An 18,100-nucleotide genomic window follows, 5' to 3' on the forward strand; every position below is an offset into this window, starting at 1 on the left:
CACCCGGAAGGAACAGCTGTGGTGCTGAAAGCGATAATCGTCGATGATGAAGCGCCTGCGCGCTCTGAACTGAAGTTTCTGCTTGACGAATTAGGACAAACCGAAGTGGTGGCTGAGGCCGCCAGTGTGCGTGAGGCTATTGAAAAGCTCAAGGAATATCCGTGTGATGTTATGTTTCTCGATATCAACATGCCGGAAGCCTCTGGTCTGCAGCTGGCCGAAGCGTTGCAGCATTTAAAATATCCGCCCGCGGTGGTATTTGTGACGGCTTATAGTGAATTTGCTATCGAAGCGTTTAAGGTGAATGCTATCGATTACCTGGTTAAACCGGTGGAATCTGAGCGCCTTTCTCAGGCGCTGGCTCGTGTGCGTGAACATGTTTCGCTACATGCTAAAGTGCAAAAACTCGAGCGCATTCCAGTGGAAAAGGGCGGTAAGAAGATTCTCATTGGGATCGACACCATCCGTTATGTAATGGCGCGCGACGATTACACCTATTTGCAGACGGATAACGATCGCTATTTCAGTACGGTCAGCTTGGCTCAGTTGGAAAAACGTCTCGATGGGCATGGGTTCTTCCGCGTGCATCGTGGCTACTTGGTCAATCTTTCGCTCGTTTGTGAAGTGGAACCGGTGTCGGGTGGCACCCTGCTTTTAACGCTTGATTCCTGTGAGGATAAAGTGCCCGTATCGCGTCGCCGCGTTTCATCTCTCAAGAAGGCACTGGGTATCTAGTCTTTCTCTTAGGCGCGGCTTATGTTTAAGGGGGCTCGCGGGGTCGTTTGCGCTGCTTACGGCTAAGGGGGCTCGATGTTGAACGCGGCTCTTACCTAGTTGCACGTACATTCAGCTTTATTTATAGCTCAAGCGGTCCAGCATTGTGTGGTTCGCCAGCAAGATGTTGTTCGTTACTAAGCTGCGACTTGCTTAATCTATAACGTATCGACAAGACAGGGCAACGGCATGGCATGTACTGGCCAACCAGTTCAATGAGTGTCTCGTTTCCTTCTACTTCGTAACACTTAGGTATGTGTGCTGGCATTAGGGCGGGTTAAAAGGCGCGTGCTTTGATACAATAAATCGGTCGAACACGGTGCATGGATTTTCCTGTAGCCGTGTTCCCTTTCGTATTACTGGAAGAAGGTACATGCTTAGCGTTGAGATGGAAAAGGTGTATCCGTCAGCGAAAACGCTGGTAAAGGACACCGTAGCAAGCCGCTTGCATGCGAAAGACGCGACGCTTTTCAGCTTTTCGGAAGAGGCCGAAGCTACCGCACGTGAGTACATGGGTTGGGTTGATCTGGCAAGTAATCCGCCGTATCCCCTCGACGATATCAAGAAATTTGCTCGTCAGGTGCTTGACGATGGGTTTGATACCGTCCTTCTTTTGGGAGAAGGCGGATCAACTCAGGCGCCGATGACTATTACGAAGTACAACAGCGTCGATTGCTCGAATGTGAAGTTTCGCACGCTTGATTCCGATTCGCCGGTTCGTGTACGCTCGGCACTCGCCAACTGCAACCCGCACCGCTTACTGATAGTGACCTCTTCGAAAAGTGGCGGCACTATCGAACCAATCAGTTACCTGCGGGCAGTGCGTGCCGAATTGAAAAAGGCTATTCCCGCTGAAGAATTAGTGCATCAGTTAGTTGCGATTACCGATCCGGGCAGCGAGCTCGATTGCTTAGCCCGCACAGAAGGATGGCGCAAGGTATTTTCCGGCGAGCCTTCTGTCGGTGGTCGGTATAGTGCGCTGTCGGTGTTTGGGCTGGTACCAGCTGCACTCGTCGGCATCGACCTCGACAATTTCATCGATCGTGCACGCACGGCCGAGCAAGCGTGCTCAGAAGATTCAGTCGACAATCCTGCCATTATTTTGGCTGCCTTTTTATACGACAACTATATGGCTGGTCGCGACAAGTTCAGTTTTCTTACCCAGAAGCGCGGTCGCGTATTAGGTTTATGGATTGAACAACTTATTGCTGAAAGCCTGGGCAAAGGCGGCAAAGGAATTTTGCCCAACATTGAATCCGATGCATTACTGCTTTCGCGCCCGTCGCCTGATCGTACGGCTATTGTGTACCAGACGCAGAATAGCTTGTGGGACGAACAAAAGAACTTTGAGATGAGTCTTGCGTACATTGACCAATCGATTCCGCTTTTAAGCTTTAAGGTGGATACGGTTTGCGAGCTCGCAGCTGATTTTGTCATCTGGGAATACGCAACCGCTATGTGCGGCTATCTTATGAAAGTTTGTCCCTTTGATCAGCCTGATGTCGCCTCGTCGAAAGCGGCGACGATTTCGGTTCTTACCGAAGGCGAGATACCGCCCAATTTCATCCAAGAAAATATTGGGGACATGAATATGGGCGAGATCGAAGTGCGTCTATCCGATACGTTTGTCGATGCGACCAACTTGGAAGAGGCACTCAGGAGCTTGATGGCATCCATCGTTCCGGGTGACTATTTTTCGCTGAATGCATTTTTGCCTTTTGCGGGTGAAGGCCGTCGTGAAGCGCTTGAGCTGATACGTCATACGTTCGCGCGCGAATTTGGCGTGGTGTCCTGCTTGGAAATTGGCCCCCGCTACCTTCACTCAACGGGGCAGCTGCAAAAAGGCGGCGCCAATAATGGCGTATTTCTGATTCTTTCAGCCGATGAGCTCAAAGATATCCCGCTTTCTGATTGGCATGCCCCTTCGTTAGGAGCGTTAGCAAAGGCGCAGGCAGAAGGCGATTTAAAGGTTCTTTCAGAACGAGGACGCCGCGTCGTTCATCTGCATTTGCCCGACAATTCTGGTGCAACACTGCGCCAGGTGGGTGAAGTCGTGCAAAAAGTTGCTCGGTCTCTATAAGCTCAGCTGGAGATACGGGTTATCTCGCATACATCAAAATACGCAAAAAGGAGGAAGGGCAGTACCGCCCGAAACAGTATGGAATTTTCAGAGCTTGTGAAATATCTGTAGGGGAACGTCGATTAAGGGTAAGCATGACCGAAGCGCTCAACATTCATGTGACCGGTATTGTACAAGGGGTAGGTTTCCGTCCGTTTGTGTACCGACTGGCTCGCAAGCATCATCTGTGCGGCTGGGTGCTCAACGGTGTTGATGGAGTACGTATTCATGCGGAAGGAAGTCAATCTGACCTTGACCATTTTGCCCTCGCTATTGCCGATGAAGCACCGGCAGCAGCGAAGGTTGAACGGGTACTTTTAGACCCGGCTTCCGTTGAGAGTTTTGAAACGTTCGAAATTCGCTTTTCAGACGATACCGACACAACGAGTACAACGCTGGTCTCGCCCGATTTAGCGACATGCGATGACTGTCTATACGAGCTGTTTGACCCCGCTGACCGTCGTTTCCATTATCCTTTTATTAATTGTACGAACTGCGGTCCACGTTTTACGATTACGCGTGAGTTGCCCTACGATCGGGCAAATACCAGTATGGGACCGTTCAAGATGTGCCCAGACTGTGCGGCTGAGTATGCTGACCCCGCTGATCGTCGCTTTCATGCGCAACCCGATGCTTGCTTTGAGTGCGGCCCGCATATCAGCTGGTGGGTTTCTCCTTCAGCAACCGATAGAGTGGCGGGCATGCTTGCAAACCAAGAAAGCTGGGCGTCAGACGCAAGCGACTGGGCACCTACGTATGACCAGCGAAAGATCGGCCGCAATCAGGTACAAAGCGACGCCATTATTGCAGCCTGTATTGCAGTACTCACCGCTGGCGGCATTGTTGCCATTAAAGGGCTCGGCGGGTTTCACCTGGCCTGTGATGCCACAAACGAACAAGCTATTGCTGAATTACGCCGTCGTAAGCGTCGTCCGGGAAAGCCGCTTGCTTGTATGGTTGCGACGCTCGACAAAGCGCGGGCGCTTTGTCAGACAACCCAAGAGGAAGAAGCGCTGCTCTCATCGCCTGCACGGCCTATTGTATTGTTGCGTAAGCGTTCAGATGTCTCCTTCGCCACAGGTCTTTCCGATGGGCTATCCGAAATGGGTCTGATGCTTCCCGCCACACCGCTGCAGCATCTGATTCTGCGCGCATTCGGCGGCATGCTTGTGATGACATCGGGCAATGTGCATGACGAGCCCATCCAAACTGACGATGCGCGTGCCGCTCATGTTCTTGCCGACGTTGCTGATGCATTTGTCGGTAACGATCGCCCTATCTTGGAACGGTACGACGATTCAGTGGTGCGGGTTGCGTTCATTGACGCTGATGATTCGATAGTCCAGATGATTCGCCGTGCGCGTGGCTTTGCTCCGCAACCGGTTCCCCTGCCCAAAGACACGCCTGATGAATGTGTGTTTGCAACTGGCCCCGAACAGAAGAACACGCTTGCTCTCACGCGCCCCGGCGAGGCATTTGTTTCTCAGCATATTGGTGATATGGAAAATGCACAGACCAACGATGCATGGCTTGAAGCCGCTGCGGCATTCAAGCGGCTGTTCCATTTAACACCAAGCCGTGTGATATGCGATATGCATCCCGAATACCTTACGAGCAAGTGGGCGCTGGCGCAGGATCTTCCGGTGGTGCGGGTGCAGCATCATCATGCCCATATTGCTTCGGTACTGGCAGAAAATGCCCTCGAAGGCCCCGCGCTCGGGTTTGCTTTCGATGGCACCGGTTATGGCGTTGATGGTGCTATCTGGGGTGGGGAAGTGCTGCTTGCCGATCTGTCGTCGTTTGAACGTTTTGCAAACTTTTCCTATTTCCCCCTCCCCTCAGGAGCAGGGGCTATTACCCATCCACCGCGTTGCGCATATGGTGTCCTGTGGGCATTTGATTTGCTTGATCATCCGGGCGCTGCTTCAGCTCTGTCTGCCTTGGGGGAGACAGCCGATCTGTGTGCGCAGATGATCGATCGCGGGGTTAATTGCCCGCAGACTTCGTCGGTGGGACGCCTGTTCGATGCAGCAAGTGCACTGCTGGGTCTTTGCACAGAAGCCCGTTACGAAGGGGAAGGGGCTTGTCTGTTGGAGGCAGCTATTGACTACTCGGCAGATGATGCGGTGGTTGATTCAGTAGTAAGGAGGGCAGCAAGCAATTGCGATACGCCCGACTTAGATTCTGCGCACGCCAATGCGGTGGTTAATTCGGCAGTCGATTCGACAGCAGAGGCAGATAAATCTGCTATAACACATCGGTATCGCGTTGATATCGTGAAGAACGCGGCGACAGAACAAAGCACCGCACAGGACACGGCGGTGCTTCTGCTTGATGCCGCACCACTCTTCCGTGCTTTACTTGATGACAAGCAGGCACAGGTGGCAACAGGTGTGATTGCTCGGCGATTCCACGATGCAATCGTACGGGCAATCGTGCAGATGGCGCAGCTTGGCGAAGCTCTTTATGGCGTGCGTCAAACGGCACTGTCTGGCGGTGTTTTCATGAATCGATACCTCTTGGAGCAGACGGTTTCTGCGCTGTCGGCTGCCGGTTATGCGGTGGCACTTAACCGCGATTTACCGCCCAACGATGGCTGCATCTCCTATGGACAAGCAGTGGTAGGATTACATACAAAGTAGACAGCAAAGCGCTGCGGGCAGATGTGCAGCGCTATCAATAAGGAGAAGGCTATGTGCTTGGCTATTCCAGCGCAGATTACGCAGCGCAAAGAAGACAACATGGCTGAAGTCAACATTATGGGTGTCACCCGAGACATTTCCATCGATCTGACTCCTGATGCAGCCGAAGGCGATTATGTTCTTGTTCATGCGGGTTTCGCTATTGAAGTGGTTGATCCTCAGTTTGCCGAGGAAACCCTCGATTTGGTAAAACAATTCCCCGACATGGTTGCCGAAGAAGTACCCGAAGCGGTGCTGGGTTAGGCGATGGCACGTAATTTGCCTGACAACATTCTTGCCCGCGATCTATCCCGCTTTAAAGATCCCGATCTTGCACGGGGTTTGATTGCGTCGATAGAAGAATTGGCGCCTGTGTCCTGCAATTTAATGGAGGTCTGTGGAACCCATACCGTTGCGATTGCACGAAACGGTATTCGTGCGATTATGCCTGAAGGTACCCGATTGCTTTCTGGACCGGGCTGCCCCGTGTGCGTAACCGCCAACAAAGATATCGACACTGTTATTGCACTTACACGTATTCCCGAAGTTACCGTGGCTACGTTTGGCGATATGACGCGCGTGCCAGGATCTACTTCAAGCCTGCTTGCTGAAAAAGCGGCGGGACGATCGGTTGAGATCGTCTATTCGCCGCTTGATGCTCTTACCTTTGCTCAGGAGCATCCAGAGCGGCAAGTGGTGTTCGTTGGGGTTGGGTTTGAAACAACAACACCACTCGTATCTATGGCCATTAAACGAGCACATGTGCTGAATCTATCCAATTTCACCGTGTTTGTGGCACATAAAAATATGCCGGGAGCGCTTGAGACAATTGTGGCTGACCCGTCACTGAAGGTTGATGCGCTTATTTTGCCTGGCCATGTAAGCACGGTGACAGGTATTAGGTGTTACGAATTCCTTGCTCATGATTATGGTGTGCCGGGTGTGGTCACGGGGTTTGAACCAGTTGACGTACTGCAAGGTATTGCCATGCTTATGCGGCAGTTGCGCGAAGGGCGCGCTGAAATTGAGATCGCCTATACACGCGGTGTGCGTCCTGAAGGAAACCAAGTTGCGCTTGCCGCTATCGACGAAGTGTTCGAAACATGTACGGCTACCTGGCGTGGATTAGGTCCTATTCCAGACAGTGGATATGCGATTCGCGAAAAGTACCGAGCCTTTGATGCAGTTGCGCGGTTTCAGCCTGTTGTAGAAAAAACAGTTGAACATGCGGGGTGTCGCTGCGGAGACATTCTGCGTGGAGCACAGTCACCTGATGAATGCCCACTGTTTGGAAAAGTATGCACGCCGGAAAATCCTATCGGTCCCTGCATGGTATCGAGCGAGGGTAGTTGCGCTGCCTATTATCGATACTATCGGTAATAGACGTCGTGTCTCGATACTATCGTACTAGGCTGCCATCTTCTCTTCTACTGACGCTATCGGATCGAGAGGTATTGCTCATGGTAAGATATATCCCAATTATTCGGAGACTGGGGTGTTTTCGGTCGATTGAATACATTGGCTGGTTGCATTCTGCGAAAGGAAACTGCCATGAGTTCGCTACCTCAAAACAAGCTCGATCCACGCATTAAGAATGTATGGCGCTGCAATGATGCTTTCTGGATCATAATTCTTACGGCGATTTGTGCTGCAGTTTGCAAAATGGTCACTCTTGAGCCACAGGCGCGTGCAATCGGCGAAGCCGGCTTTACCCTGGTGCTTGTGCTGGGGGTCATTGCTCTGGTGATATGGCTTTTTGTATTGCCACCTATTCGCTTTATACGCTGGCGTTATGAAATTACGCCGGAGTACTTGGACATTGCGCGCGGTATTATCTGGCGCAAACGTGTTGTCATCCCCTTTATTCGCGTGCAGAATACCGATACCCGTCAAGGTCCGCTGTTGCGTTTGTTTGGCTTGGCGAGTGTGACGGTGTCGACAGCGGCCGGTGAACACGAGATTCCCGGGCTCAGCTTTACGGCAGCCGAGGAACTGCGCAATCGCGCGGCCGAGCTGGCTCGCTTAGCACGCGAAGACGTGTAGGGGGCTGGGTATGGCGCAGAATAGCCCAGGTGTTCAGCCTAACGGAATGCCGCAATCCACTTTGACAAGCACGTTCACGACCGGGCAGCGCCAGCATGTGCATGGCAGCTACATCTGGTTAATGCCTCTGACGCAACTATTCGCCATTATCTTTGTTGCCCTTATGGCTAACTTAGCAAGCGTTTCGGCGTTGTTTAATAGTTTTGGCCGAAATTCCCTTGTGGCGACATCTGCACTGAGTTTTCTGTTTATTGGTGGAATTATTATCATTCCACTTCTGATATATGGGCTGCTCGTAGCTCTTGCCTACTGGGCGTATCGGAATCTGTCATTCGTGTTTGACGAAGGAGAATTCAGCCTGTATTCAGGCATCATCGTAAAGAAACGCGTGCATGTACCGTATGCGCGCGTGCAATCAGTTAACCATCATGCTACTGTCATCCAACGCATTTTTGGTATTTGTACGGTTGCTATCGACACGGCAGGTGGAGCGGCCAATAAGGCAGTTCGTATTCCCTATGTGTCGTTGAGCGTAGCGGAACGTTTGCGGTCTGAACTGTTTCTGCGCAAGGCTGTAGCACTTGAACAGATGGCAGGGGGGTCTGCGGCTTCTCAGCAGGCGCCAGCTGTTCAACAGGTACCCGTTCCCTCGGCAGCATCTGATACTTCGGCGGCATCTGCTGTATCTGCTGCAATTTCTACGCCGGGGGTATCCTCTGGCGCTTCTTCTGCGGGAGCAGTGGCAACTTTAGCTGCGGATACTTCATCTGCTCAGGTGGCCATCCCAACGTATGGAAGTGCTGCCATTGATGCAAGTGGTCGTCCCGTTCCTCCAACCGAACAAATCCGACAGCATACTGAAAGCGTTCAAGTGGGCAATGGTGCTCAAGCAAGCAATGTGCTCGACGATACCGTGGGCGACATTGCCACTTTTCGCGGTATGTTTGGCGGTGCAATCGGCGGCTTGGAAACGGTCTCCTACGAGCATGGGCTCAGCAATGGCCAGCTGCTTATGGCAAGCCTGTCGAGCAGTGGGATGCCGATGGTCATCGCGATTATGTCTGTCATTGGTTTTGTCACTGCCTTCACGGGAGCGAGTGCTCTGCCGCTTGGTCTGTTTGCTCTTGTAGTGCTTATTGGTGGCTTAGGCGGCATGTTGCAGGTCATTTTTTCGTATGGCGGATTCAAGGTACGTCGTCGGGGCAGCCGCATCGAGGTTGAACAAGGGCTGCTTCAGCGGCAGTTTTCAGGTATTGATATTGCCCGCGTACAGTCGATATCGGTCCGTCAGACCTTCTTCCGCCGTTTGATTGGCTACTGCGAAGTATCACTTGGTCGTATCGATGCACTGGAAAGTAATCAGCAGAAGAAAGGGTCTTCGGCCAATCTTTCACGAGGCTTGGTAGTGCATCCATTCGTCAAGCTTAGTCAGGTAGAGAATATTCTTGCAGGGCTTACTCCTGAATTAATCGACATTCCACGCATTGATCAGCTCGTCAAGCCTCCTCGGCGTGCCCTGCGCCGCGCACTTATTCGGCGCTGTATCTGGCGTAATGGATGGGTGCCGGCTGCGATTGCCCTTATCGTGGCACTAGCTTGTCTTTCAGTTCTGCGCAATTCGATTGGTATGAACATTGCGTATACTATTGATTACACGATGACTGACATGTTGTTAGAAGCAGGTGCCTCAACCTCTGTCACCATGCTGATACTGGATCTTCTTACCAAGATTATTGGGGCCTTCCTGGGGCTCTGTCTTATTCTTACTGCATTGCAGGCAGTTGGAGCATTCCTTTGGTATCGACATTCAGGGTTTGCATGTACCAAACACGTTGCAGCCATTCGCAACGATGGTCTTTCGAGTGAATTTACGATGATTCCGCGTGAAAAACTCCAGTATGCGGGAACGTGTTCGAATCCGTTTCAACGGTTTTCTCAGGTGGCAAGCATCGAAGCGACGACTGCTGCGGGTGTTACGAAAACCGTGGTGCGTCTTTGGGATGTACGTGCAGACGATGCGCAGCGGTGGCTTGAATGGATGCACCCTCGCACCGGGACAGCTTTTTCCATTGAACAGATTACCGCGCAGGATGGTATCAATCGTTCTGCCTAGTTTGGATGGTTTAGCTGGGTAAAACCTAGCTTGGGAAGGAAGTTCAATTACTCTACTTCGCTTGGATAGCTTGGCTTGGGTAAACTTAGTTTGGCAAGACATGCAGTCGTGCTGTCTCGCCCAGGTGAAGGCTTGGTGCGCTATTGAAAGGCAACGTAGGTCTTCAGGCGACATGATTGCGATATAACTGAGACATGATTGAGATTACAAGTTAGTCTATGGACATTTGTGGAGAGCATGGCCCCTTGCCGTGGCGATAGACGTGACATTGCAGCAATATGGTAGAGTAAACGCCAGAATGAAACCGCGAAGACGCACATCCTCATCATCTGAAGACCCTGGGCCTGCTGGCATATCTGCAAGCAGGCCTACCCGTCCTGGTGCGCCTGAGGGGTACAACGATAATCCCACCAATAAGCACAAAGCCGTCTCGCGTCCTTGCGTGCGCGAATATCGTTTAGGCGAAGAGATTGCTAACTCTGTTTCGCATGGCGTTGGAGCGCTGCTTTCTATTGCTGCTGTAGTGCTTCTTATTGTGACGGCAGTATCTCATGGTGTGGGTATTCATTTGGCCGCTGCTCTGATCTATGGTATCTCCATGTTGTTCGAATACCTGGCCTCAACGCTGTATCACGCACTGACACATGAGGGAGCAAAGCGCGTTTTCAAGGTACTCGACCATTCATTCATTTATCTTTTTATTGCGGGATCCTATACGCCGTTTTGTTTGATATCGCTCGCAGATGCCGGCGGCATTTCGCTGGCAGTATTTGTTTGGGCTGTTGCAATTACTGGTATTGCGCTCGAAGCATTTTGGACATTTCGTCCTCGTTGGATATCGGCTGTTATATACGTGCTGCTCGGCTGGAGTATTGTGGCATTTTTGCCCACGTTAGCACAGGTATTGCCAACAGTTGGTTTCGTGCTTCTTGTAGTGGGTGGCCTGTGCTATACGGTCGGTGCCGTTTTTTACGTGTTCAAGAAGGTTCCTTACCTCCATTTTGTGTTTCACCTGTTCGTGCTTGCGGGCAGTATTTTCCAGTTCTTTGTTATCTTGCTGTATGTGGTGTGAGGTTAGATGCACGTTCTTTTTGATATTTGTTGTATTGCCGATGCCGACGTTTTCCCACTACGTTCGACACGCTAAGGAGTTTTACTAGTGGCCATTTGGATAAGTATTGCTATAACGTTAGCGCTCATTTTGGCAAACGGCTATTTTTCGGCGGCCGAGCTCGCGATGGTGAGTGTTCGGAAGACGAAGCTTGAAGCTGCGCTTGACGACGGTGACAAGCGAGCACGTAAGGCGCTTGATGTGGCCGCCGATGCTGATAATCTGCTTGCAACCATTCAAGTGTACATCACGTTACTTGGCTTCTTCGCTTCTGCTGCTGCTGCGACGACGCTGTCTGACCCGTTTGCCTCGTGGATGCAGGAACTGGGTGTTCATGCCGGTGTCGCGCTGCCGTTGGCAACCGTTATCATCACGCTTATTGTGTCGTACATCACTATTGTGGTGGGCGAGCTGTTCCCCAAGCGGCTGGGCCTTGCGAATCCCGAGGGTGTCAGCATGGCCATGGCTAGCAGCTTTGCATTCTTCCAGCACCTAGCCCGTCCGTTGGTGGCTATGACCGCTGCTTCATCGAATGCGCTTGCTCGTTTGTTTCATGTGAAGTCCGTTGACGAGCGGCAGGCGGTTTCCGAAGACGAGATCAAGTACATTGTTAAAGACAACGAGGAATTGTTGCCCGACGAAAAGCGTATGATCCATGAAATCCTTGACTTGGCCGATGCCACTGCGCGTGACATCATGACGCCGCGTGCCGATATCATCTTTGTGGAAGACACCGAAACGGTTAAAGAAACGCTGAACCGCATGCGTGGTACGGGATATTCGCGCTTGCCGGTGTATCACGAAGACTATGACCGCATTGTGGGCGTCGTAAAATACAAAGATCTTATCCCTGCAATCATGGATGATCGTGAAGACGCGACGGTCGATGAATTCACCGATGAAGTTTATTTTGTCCCTGAAACAAAAGACATTTTCCCGCTGTTGTCCGAGATGCAAACGAATAGGCAACAGATAGCTATCGTTGTCGACGAGTATGGCGGAACCGATGGTTTAATTACCATCGAAGATATCGTTGAGGAAATCGTGGGCGAGATTATTGACGAAACCGATCTCGAAAGCCGCTATGTCACACAGCTGACCGATGGTGAATGGCTTGTTGACGGCAGCTTACCGGTCGATGATGCGATTGAGTTATCGTGGCCGCTTGAAGAATCGGACGATTACGAAACCATTGCAGGATGGCTTATCGATATGGTTGATACGATTCCCCAAATTGGCGATTCGTACGATTTTGGTGGCTATCGTTTTACGGTGCAGTCGATGCGTCGTCGTCGTATATCGGTTATTCGCGTGCAGAAACTTGTTGAATCGACGGATGATACCGACCAATCAAGCGATTCTCCCAACGAAGAAAAGTAAAAGCGCGACGACAAGTGTGCAAGGTAAGCGCATGAGTGCATGTTCGTGCGCAGGAAGAGTGCAGAGAGCGCGCAGGTAAGCAGATGAACGCATAACCGCGCGCGCGAAAAGCGCAGAAGGGGAAGCCCATCGTGCATGAGGCATCGAAAAGGCTCTATCGCACCGAGGACGGCCGCTTTGCCGGTGTCGCGGGTGGCTTTGCACGCTATTTTGGCATCGATCTAACGGTCATGCGGCTGATATTTATTGCGCTTACGATACTCACCTGTGGTTTATTTGTTGTAGCGTATATTGTCATATGGCTTTTGATTCCCTGCGAGGGTAAGCCCATTCGTCCCCTTGATGTGACAGTTGATCCTTCGCTTTCGTCTTGTTGCAACACGTCACATGCTAAAGCAGCAGCGTTGCGTGGCGTGGCGGTGGCTTGCGCCCTGGTGGGGGGTGTGTTGCTGCTGGTGGTGGCTCTGTCACTCGCGATGCCCTTTGTTTTGCCGGTATTTTCCCCTTTACAGTTTTGGCCGCTTGCTGTTATGGCGTTCGGTGTGTTGCGCTTGGCAGTGCCAGGGCGTGACGGCTATACCTTAAACAGCATCGTAGAAGGGGTAATTCTGCTGGTTGTTGGCGCAATGGCGCTTATGGCTTCGCTGGGGGCGGTGTCGTTGCGTTTTGATGGTTGGCTTTCCGAAAACTGGGCGTTTTTATGTGTGGTTGCCGGCCTTTTAGTGTTAGCGCGTGCTACGCGTTCAAATGGATTCATTGTTGCGGCGGCAGTGCTCTTTTTGCTTTTTTGCTTCATCGGATTGGGCGGGTATGCCGATCGGGGGCCGTCGCTTGATGATGCGGCAAGGGTTTTTCCCATGCTTGAAAGCGTGAACTCGTGGCAGGGAGATCTGCCGCAATGAAGAAGTTTTCTCGGTATACGCCAGCTGCCCGGGTTGGCATTGTGGTGGGTGTTGCTTTGGTAGCGATTGGCGTCATTGGCCTTGTTGTTGACCGTGCAAGTGTGGTGCTGTGGTGGACAGCTATCGATGCAGTGTGCATCGTATTCGATGCACTCTTTCCGGTTTCACTGGTTGCTCTGATTGTGTATCTCATATGGGCTTATCGCAAAGAAGCATTGGTAGCGCAGGGGCCACGCCCGACAAATCTGGTACGCAGTAGCGTTGATTGGCGCATAGCGGGAGTATGCGGTGGCCTTGCTCGCTGGTGGGCGATCGATAGCTTGACGGTGCGCATTATCGTGCTGCTGTTATTTGTGGCCAGTCCGGCACTCACCGTCTTTATTTACCTCATACTGACGCTGATTCTTCCGCGCGCATAAACAGAAATAAGTCGGCAACTGCCTATTCGCGTACGCAAACAGACACAGGTCAGCAGCCCCGCCGTCCTTTGCATAAGGCCTTTCTGCGTACATAAACAGGATCAAATTAGCAGCTGCCCCGTGTCCTTTACGCGCGAATGTACGCAAGCGTAACCGAGCGGGTCGTTTTCGGGAACTATTCGGGGAATGAATAGGTGTTTTGCAAACGTGTCAAAAGCCTTCCATTACGTTTCTTCACCAGTTTGGTTGGTATACTGCGGCAAGAGTTAAGCACGCAGTGTTTACTCGCTTGCTGGGCTATACTTCGCATAATGCGTCTGCAGGCAGGCGTGCGCGTGAAGTTTAAATTTCGCGTGTTGGCAGTAAGTGCCGCCACGGCATTTTACCTGCGGTTGTCTGAGCATTCCGCTGCACAATGCGGGTGATGTGAGGAAAGGGTACGACTTGAGCAATATTATTGTGGTTGGTTGTGGGCGTGTTGGTTCACAGCTCGCAAACATGCTTTCCGAAAACGATGACAATGTATGTGTTATCGACAAGAATCCTGATGCCTTTACAGGACTTGGCCGTGCCTTTAACGGATCGGTCATCCAAGGGGTTGGTTTCGACGAAGAGACGCTCTCCCGAGCGGGTGCCAATGAAGCTGATTGCGTAGCGGCTGTTACCCAATCGGACAACGCGAATCTCATGACGGCCGAGGTAGCGAGTCGTTTGTTCCATGTCCCGCATGTTATTACCCGACTTTACAATCCTGGTCATGAGCATGCCTACGAACAGTTGGGTTTTGACTACGTGTGTGGTACGTCGCTGGTAACCGAAGATATTTACGCGAAGATATCATCGGGTCATGGATTTCACATCGATACCTTTGGCGAGTTCGAAGTATTACGCTTCTCGCTCGATCTGGAAGGCAACAACATGAAAAGCATTCGGGTATCTCAGCTTGAACGCCCTTATGAAGTGCGGATCATCGCATTTGAGCGTGCTGATGGGCGCTCGTGTTCGCTTCCGACGGGTGATTCGGTTTTAGGTCATGGTGATGCAGTGCTTGCGTGCGTTAAGCACTCGGCGCTGCAGGATTTCTCGCGCTGGATACAGGAATAGGGGGCTCTCATGCGCATCGTTATTAATGGCGGTGGCAAGGTAGGGGAGTACCTTGCAAGTGTTTTACTGGCCGATGGCAACGATGTTGTCGTTATTGAAGAAGACCGAGCTACTGCCGATCGCCTCGCGAGCACGTTAACCGGCCGCTATATGGTTATTTGGGGTGATGGCTGTGTGTCCCGCTATCAGGAAGACGCAGGCATTCGCCAAGCAGATCTGTTCGTGTCGACCACGGGCAAGGACGATGCTAACCTTGTGTCATGCGAGATAGCTATGCGCGTGTTTAACGTACCGCGCTGTATTGCCCGCGTGAACAGCCCAAAGAACCTGCGCATCTTCCGCGAAGTGGGTATTGAATGCGTTTCATCGACAACACTTATTGCCACCATTATTGAAGAGGACGCGATGCTTGGTGGCATTAGCGTGCTGTCGAGTCTTTCGCACGGCAATGTGGCATTGGCCGAAGTAACTGTTCCACGTATGCGCCATCACGATCCGGTTGAAGGGGTGCTTGCTCACGATGTGCCTGTTCCCGATGGCTGTGTATTGGTGGCAGTCTCGCGTGGCGATGAAGGCGACATGGAAGTTATTGGTACAACAACACGATTGCATCCAGGCGATATGGTAGTTTTAGCAACCGATGCCGAAATGAAAGCGGCTGCCTTGCAGACATTTCGTCAGCTATAAAGTGGCCGTAGCCATTTCGTATACGTAAGCCGTGTATAAACTGGCTGTAGCTGTTTTACATACGTGAGTTGTATATAAATTAGCTGCGTTCATTTCACATACGGAATTCGTGCGCTTACAGCTGAAGCTGGTGGTATGAAGGCAGTTGTTATTGCTATCGCGGTACAATTTTATAAAACGTGGTGCGCCTGGTGAGCGCAGGAAGGAAGAGAGCTCAATGATCCCTCGGTATACGCGCCCGCAGATGGGTGGTATTTGGCAGAACGAAAACAAGTTCTCTATCTGGAAAGAAATCGAACTCTTGGCATGCGAAGCACAGGCGGAGCTCGGTGCATCAGGCATCACAAAGGAAGAAGCCGCATGGATTCGCGCCCATGCTGACTTTACCGTTGAACGTATCGACGAAATTGAAGCAGTAACCAATCATGACGTTATCGCTTTTCTCACCTGCCTTGCCGAACATATCGATGCCGATATTCCCGAAGGGCAAGAAAAGCCTTCACGCTGGGTTCACTATGGCATGACATCTTCCGATTTGGGGGACACCGCGCTTTCATATCAGATTACACAGGCACTCGGTATCATTATTGAAGATGTGCGCGCTATAGGTGAGGTATGTCGTCGGCGTGCCTTTGAGTTTCAGGAGACACTGTGCGTGGGACGCACGCATGGTATTCATGCCGAGCCTATGACATTTGGTATGAAGTTTGGCAGTTGGGCCTGGGCTATGAAGCGTGCACTCGTCCGGCTTGAAGAAGCCCGTAAAGTGGCAGCATGTGGGGCTATATCCGGCGCAGTCGGCACCTATTCAAGCATCGACCCTTTTGTCGAGCAGTATGTGTGCGAACATCTGGGGCTTTCGCCTGATCCTCTTTCAACCCAAGTGCTTGCGCGCGACCGCCATGCGCAGGTTATGAGTACGCTTGCTGTTACGGCAGCAAGTTTTGAAAGTATTGCTATGCAGGTACGTCTGCTTCAGCAGTCCGATGTTATTGAGGCGGAAGAACCATTCAAAAAGGGGCAAAAGGGCTCTTCGGCTATGCCGCATAAACGTAACCCCATCACAGCTGAGCGTGTTTGCGGTCTCGCGCGTACCATCAAGGCTAATGCTCAGGTTGGATACGATGATGTTGCCCTGTGGTACGAGCGCGATATTAGCCATTCGGGTGCTGAGCGCACGTCGTTGGCAGATAGCTTTATTGCTCTTGATTACATTGCTGAAAAACTGCGGTGGATTCTTGATGGCTTACAGGTATATCCCGAGGCCATGAAGGCAAATCTCAACAAAACGCGCGGTCTTGTTTATTCAAGCAAGGTATTGCTTGCATTGGTTCAAACGGGCATTACGCGCGAAGAGGCGTATGCTATTGTGCAGCGCAACGCAATGGCAACGTGGCATGATGTGCAACAGGCGAAGGTAGGTCCGACGTATCGTGATCGCCTTGAGGCCGATCCAGAATGTACACTTGACGCTCGTGAGCTCGATAAAATATTTGATCCGTGGCAGTTCCTTACTCGCAAAAACGTGGTATTCAACCGTTTGGAGCAGTTGTCGTTCTAACAGACGTTTTGCTTCGATGCCTGCTTGTTCTGTCTCGTTTCGTATAAGGACGGTTGGTTGCATACAAGAAAGGCCATGGTGAATGGCTTATGGATATACAGGCAATTGAACAGCAAATTCTAAATGGCGCATGGTGCTTCCCCAACTATGCCATTTATCAGGTGGGGGGAGCAGCTGGGGGCGAATGTTACCTCATTGTTTCTAATAGTGGATCTGCAGCACTTATCGATGCGGGGTATGCGTGGGATGCACCCGCTACCCTTGCCAACATACGACGGGTGCTTACCGATGTGGGCGCCAGTCATCTTGAATGGCTCCTGCTCACCCATTCCCATTACGATCATGCGGCGGGTGCTGGTTATCTTGCCGGCCATATGCCGGGATTAAAGGTTGCCTGTAGTGCATATGCTGCGCGTGTGTTTAGTCGACCTGGTGCCCTTGCTACGATGCGCACACTCAACGCCAGTGAAGCATATCTGCATGGGTTAACCGATTTTGAAGAAGTACCGGCATCGCTAACAATTGATCGGGTGCTTGAACCAGGTGACACCGTGCGAGCAGCCGATATGGATTTCACGGTGATTGCTGCACCGGGGCATACAAAATGCTCCATTGCATTCTGGTGTGCCGATAGAAGATTCCTCGTATCGTGCGAGACAGGGTGCGTATATGCTGGTCCGCTCGATGCAGCGTTTCGTGACGTGTTGGGCAACCCGGCTCCGCAGGGTCTAGAGGTTATGGCTGATCCTGCTTATCTTGTCGGATACGCTTCGTCGCTTGATTTTATTGCGCGCGAGATTGATCTTCATCCCGACGTGCTCCTAGTGCCGCACTTCGGCATTATGACCGGGGCTGCAGCAACAAGCTTTCTTCATGCGGCAGATTATTTCAGCCGGTATGCTGCCGATCTTATTATGCAGGCGCATACTGCGGGTGCCTCGAACGACGAAGTAATTGCACAGTTTAAAGCGGTGTTTTACAACGATTATGTACAGGCTATCCAGCCGGAAGCAGCCTTTGATCTCAACGCAAGTTATCTGGTGCCGCTCGTGATCCGCGAACTTTCTGACGCGCAGTAGAGCCTTAATCTGGTTAGCGCAGCTAGTAGCGCCCCGCTGAAAAGTGTCATTGCTGTGTTGCGTCAGTAGTACTGTGTTGTATTAGGGCTCGTTGATGTTTTGGCAAAGCGAAGAATACCCCTCTTGG

15 protein-coding genes are annotated in these 18,100 nt (G+C 51.6%); all 15 read left to right on the top strand.

The window, feature by feature from the left end:
* Positions 1-18 precede the first annotated feature (18 nt).
* Positions 19-735, top strand: a complete 717-nt coding sequence (locus CCUR_RS00565; protein WP_012802538.1) for a LytR/AlgR family response regulator transcription factor — start codon at positions 19-21, stop codon at positions 733-735.
* A 412-nt stretch (positions 736-1,147) separates the two neighbouring features.
* Positions 1,148-2,854 carry a glucose-6-phosphate isomerase gene (locus CCUR_RS00570; protein WP_012802539.1) on the top strand — a complete coding sequence of 569 codons (1,707 nt, stop codon included), beginning with the start codon at positions 1,148-1,150 and terminating at the stop codon, positions 2,852-2,854.
* 134 nt (positions 2,855-2,988) lie between these two features.
* A complete protein-coding gene (gene hypF / locus CCUR_RS00575) occupies positions 2,989-5,535 on the top strand; it encodes a carbamoyltransferase HypF (RefSeq protein ID WP_012802540.1) in 2,547 nt (848 codons plus the stop codon).
* Positions 5,536-5,586: 51 nt separating this feature from the next.
* A complete protein-coding gene (locus CCUR_RS00580; protein ID WP_012802541.1) occupies positions 5,587-5,838 on the top strand; it encodes a HypC/HybG/HupF family hydrogenase formation chaperone in 252 nt (83 codons plus the stop codon).
* Positions 5,839-5,841: 3 nt separating this feature from the next.
* Positions 5,842-6,954, top strand: a complete 1,113-nt coding sequence (gene hypD, locus CCUR_RS00585; RefSeq protein WP_012802542.1) for a hydrogenase formation protein HypD — start codon at positions 5,842-5,844, stop codon at positions 6,952-6,954.
* 171 nt (positions 6,955-7,125) lie between these two features.
* On the top strand, positions 7,126-7,617 hold the full coding sequence (locus tag CCUR_RS00590) for a PH domain-containing protein (protein ID WP_012802543.1): 492 nt from the start codon (positions 7,126-7,128) through the stop codon (positions 7,615-7,617).
* 10 nt (positions 7,618-7,627) lie between these two features.
* Positions 7,628-9,730 carry a PH domain-containing protein gene (locus CCUR_RS00595; RefSeq protein WP_012802544.1) on the top strand — a complete coding sequence of 701 codons (2,103 nt, stop codon included), beginning with the start codon at positions 7,628-7,630 and terminating at the stop codon, positions 9,728-9,730.
* 298 nt (positions 9,731-10,028) lie between these two features.
* Positions 10,029-10,802: a PAQR family membrane homeostasis protein TrhA gene (gene trhA, locus CCUR_RS00600; RefSeq protein WP_012802545.1), complete on the top strand. Its 774-nt coding sequence runs from the start codon at positions 10,029-10,031 to the stop codon at positions 10,800-10,802.
* An 87-nt stretch (positions 10,803-10,889) separates the two neighbouring features.
* The gene (locus tag CCUR_RS00605) at positions 10,890-12,221 is read left to right on the top strand and encodes a hemolysin family protein (RefSeq protein WP_012802546.1); all 1,332 of its coding nucleotides are present in this window, start codon (positions 10,890-10,892) and stop codon (positions 12,219-12,221) included.
* Between the two features lie 131 nt (positions 12,222-12,352).
* Complete coding sequence (locus CCUR_RS07110; protein ID WP_012802547.1) at positions 12,353-13,123, top strand: PspC domain-containing protein; 771 nt, start codon at positions 12,353-12,355, stop codon at positions 13,121-13,123.
* Complete coding sequence (locus CCUR_RS00615) at positions 13,120-13,542, top strand: PspC domain-containing protein (protein WP_012802548.1); 423 nt, start codon at positions 13,120-13,122, stop codon at positions 13,540-13,542. Before CCUR_RS07110 ends, CCUR_RS00615 begins: the two co-directional genes overlap by 4 nt.
* Positions 13,543-13,986: 444 nt before the next feature.
* A complete protein-coding gene (locus CCUR_RS00620; protein ID WP_012802549.1) occupies positions 13,987-14,646 on the top strand; it encodes a potassium channel family protein in 660 nt (219 codons plus the stop codon).
* 9 nt (positions 14,647-14,655) lie between these two features.
* The gene (locus CCUR_RS00625; protein WP_012802550.1) at positions 14,656-15,333 is read left to right on the top strand and encodes a potassium channel family protein; all 678 of its coding nucleotides are present in this window, start codon (positions 14,656-14,658) and stop codon (positions 15,331-15,333) included.
* Between the two features lie 217 nt (positions 15,334-15,550).
* Entirely contained in the window at positions 15,551-16,894 is a 1,344-nt protein-coding gene (purB, locus tag CCUR_RS00630; protein WP_012802551.1) for an adenylosuccinate lyase, read from the top strand.
* Between the two features lie 89 nt (positions 16,895-16,983).
* Positions 16,984-17,973: an MBL fold metallo-hydrolase gene (locus CCUR_RS00635; RefSeq protein WP_012802552.1), complete on the top strand. Its 990-nt coding sequence runs from the start codon at positions 16,984-16,986 to the stop codon at positions 17,971-17,973.
* The last annotated feature ends 127 nt before the right edge of the window (positions 17,974-18,100 follow it).

The sequence above is a fragment of the Cryptobacterium curtum DSM 15641 genome, assembly GCF_000023845.1.
In the GTDB taxonomy this organism is placed as follows: Bacteria; Actinomycetota; Coriobacteriia; order Coriobacteriales; family Eggerthellaceae; genus Cryptobacterium; species Cryptobacterium curtum.

Bases quoted from the DNA above. Each gene is read 5' to 3' on its own strand.
- CCUR_RS00570 (WP_012802539.1), top strand. From the start codon at position 1,148: ATGCTTAGCGTTGAGATGGAAAAGGTGTATCCGTCAGCGAAAACGCTG.
- hypF (WP_012802540.1), top strand. From the start codon at position 2,989: ATGACCGAAGCGCTCAACATTCATGTGACCGGTATTGTACAAGGGGTA.
- CCUR_RS00590 (WP_012802543.1), top strand. From the start codon at position 7,126: ATGAGTTCGCTACCTCAAAACAAGCTCGATCCACGCATTAAGAATGTA.
- CCUR_RS00635 (WP_012802552.1), top strand. From the start codon at position 16,984: ATGGATATACAGGCAATTGAACAGCAAATTCTAAATGGCGCATGGTGC.
- hypD (WP_012802542.1), top strand. From the start codon at position 5,842: ATGGCACGTAATTTGCCTGACAACATTCTTGCCCGCGATCTATCCCGC.
- CCUR_RS00595 (WP_012802544.1), top strand. From the start codon at position 7,628: ATGGCGCAGAATAGCCCAGGTGTTCAGCCTAACGGAATGCCGCAATCC.
- CCUR_RS00625 (WP_012802550.1), top strand. From the start codon at position 14,656: ATGCGCATCGTTATTAATGGCGGTGGCAAGGTAGGGGAGTACCTTGCA.
- CCUR_RS00615 (WP_012802548.1), top strand. From the start codon at position 13,120: ATGAAGAAGTTTTCTCGGTATACGCCAGCTGCCCGGGTTGGCATTGTG.
- trhA (WP_012802545.1), top strand. From the start codon at position 10,029: ATGAAACCGCGAAGACGCACATCCTCATCATCTGAAGACCCTGGGCCT.
- CCUR_RS00580 (WP_012802541.1), top strand. From the start codon at position 5,587: ATGTGCTTGGCTATTCCAGCGCAGATTACGCAGCGCAAAGAAGACAAC.
- purB (WP_012802551.1), top strand. From the start codon at position 15,551: ATGATCCCTCGGTATACGCGCCCGCAGATGGGTGGTATTTGGCAGAAC.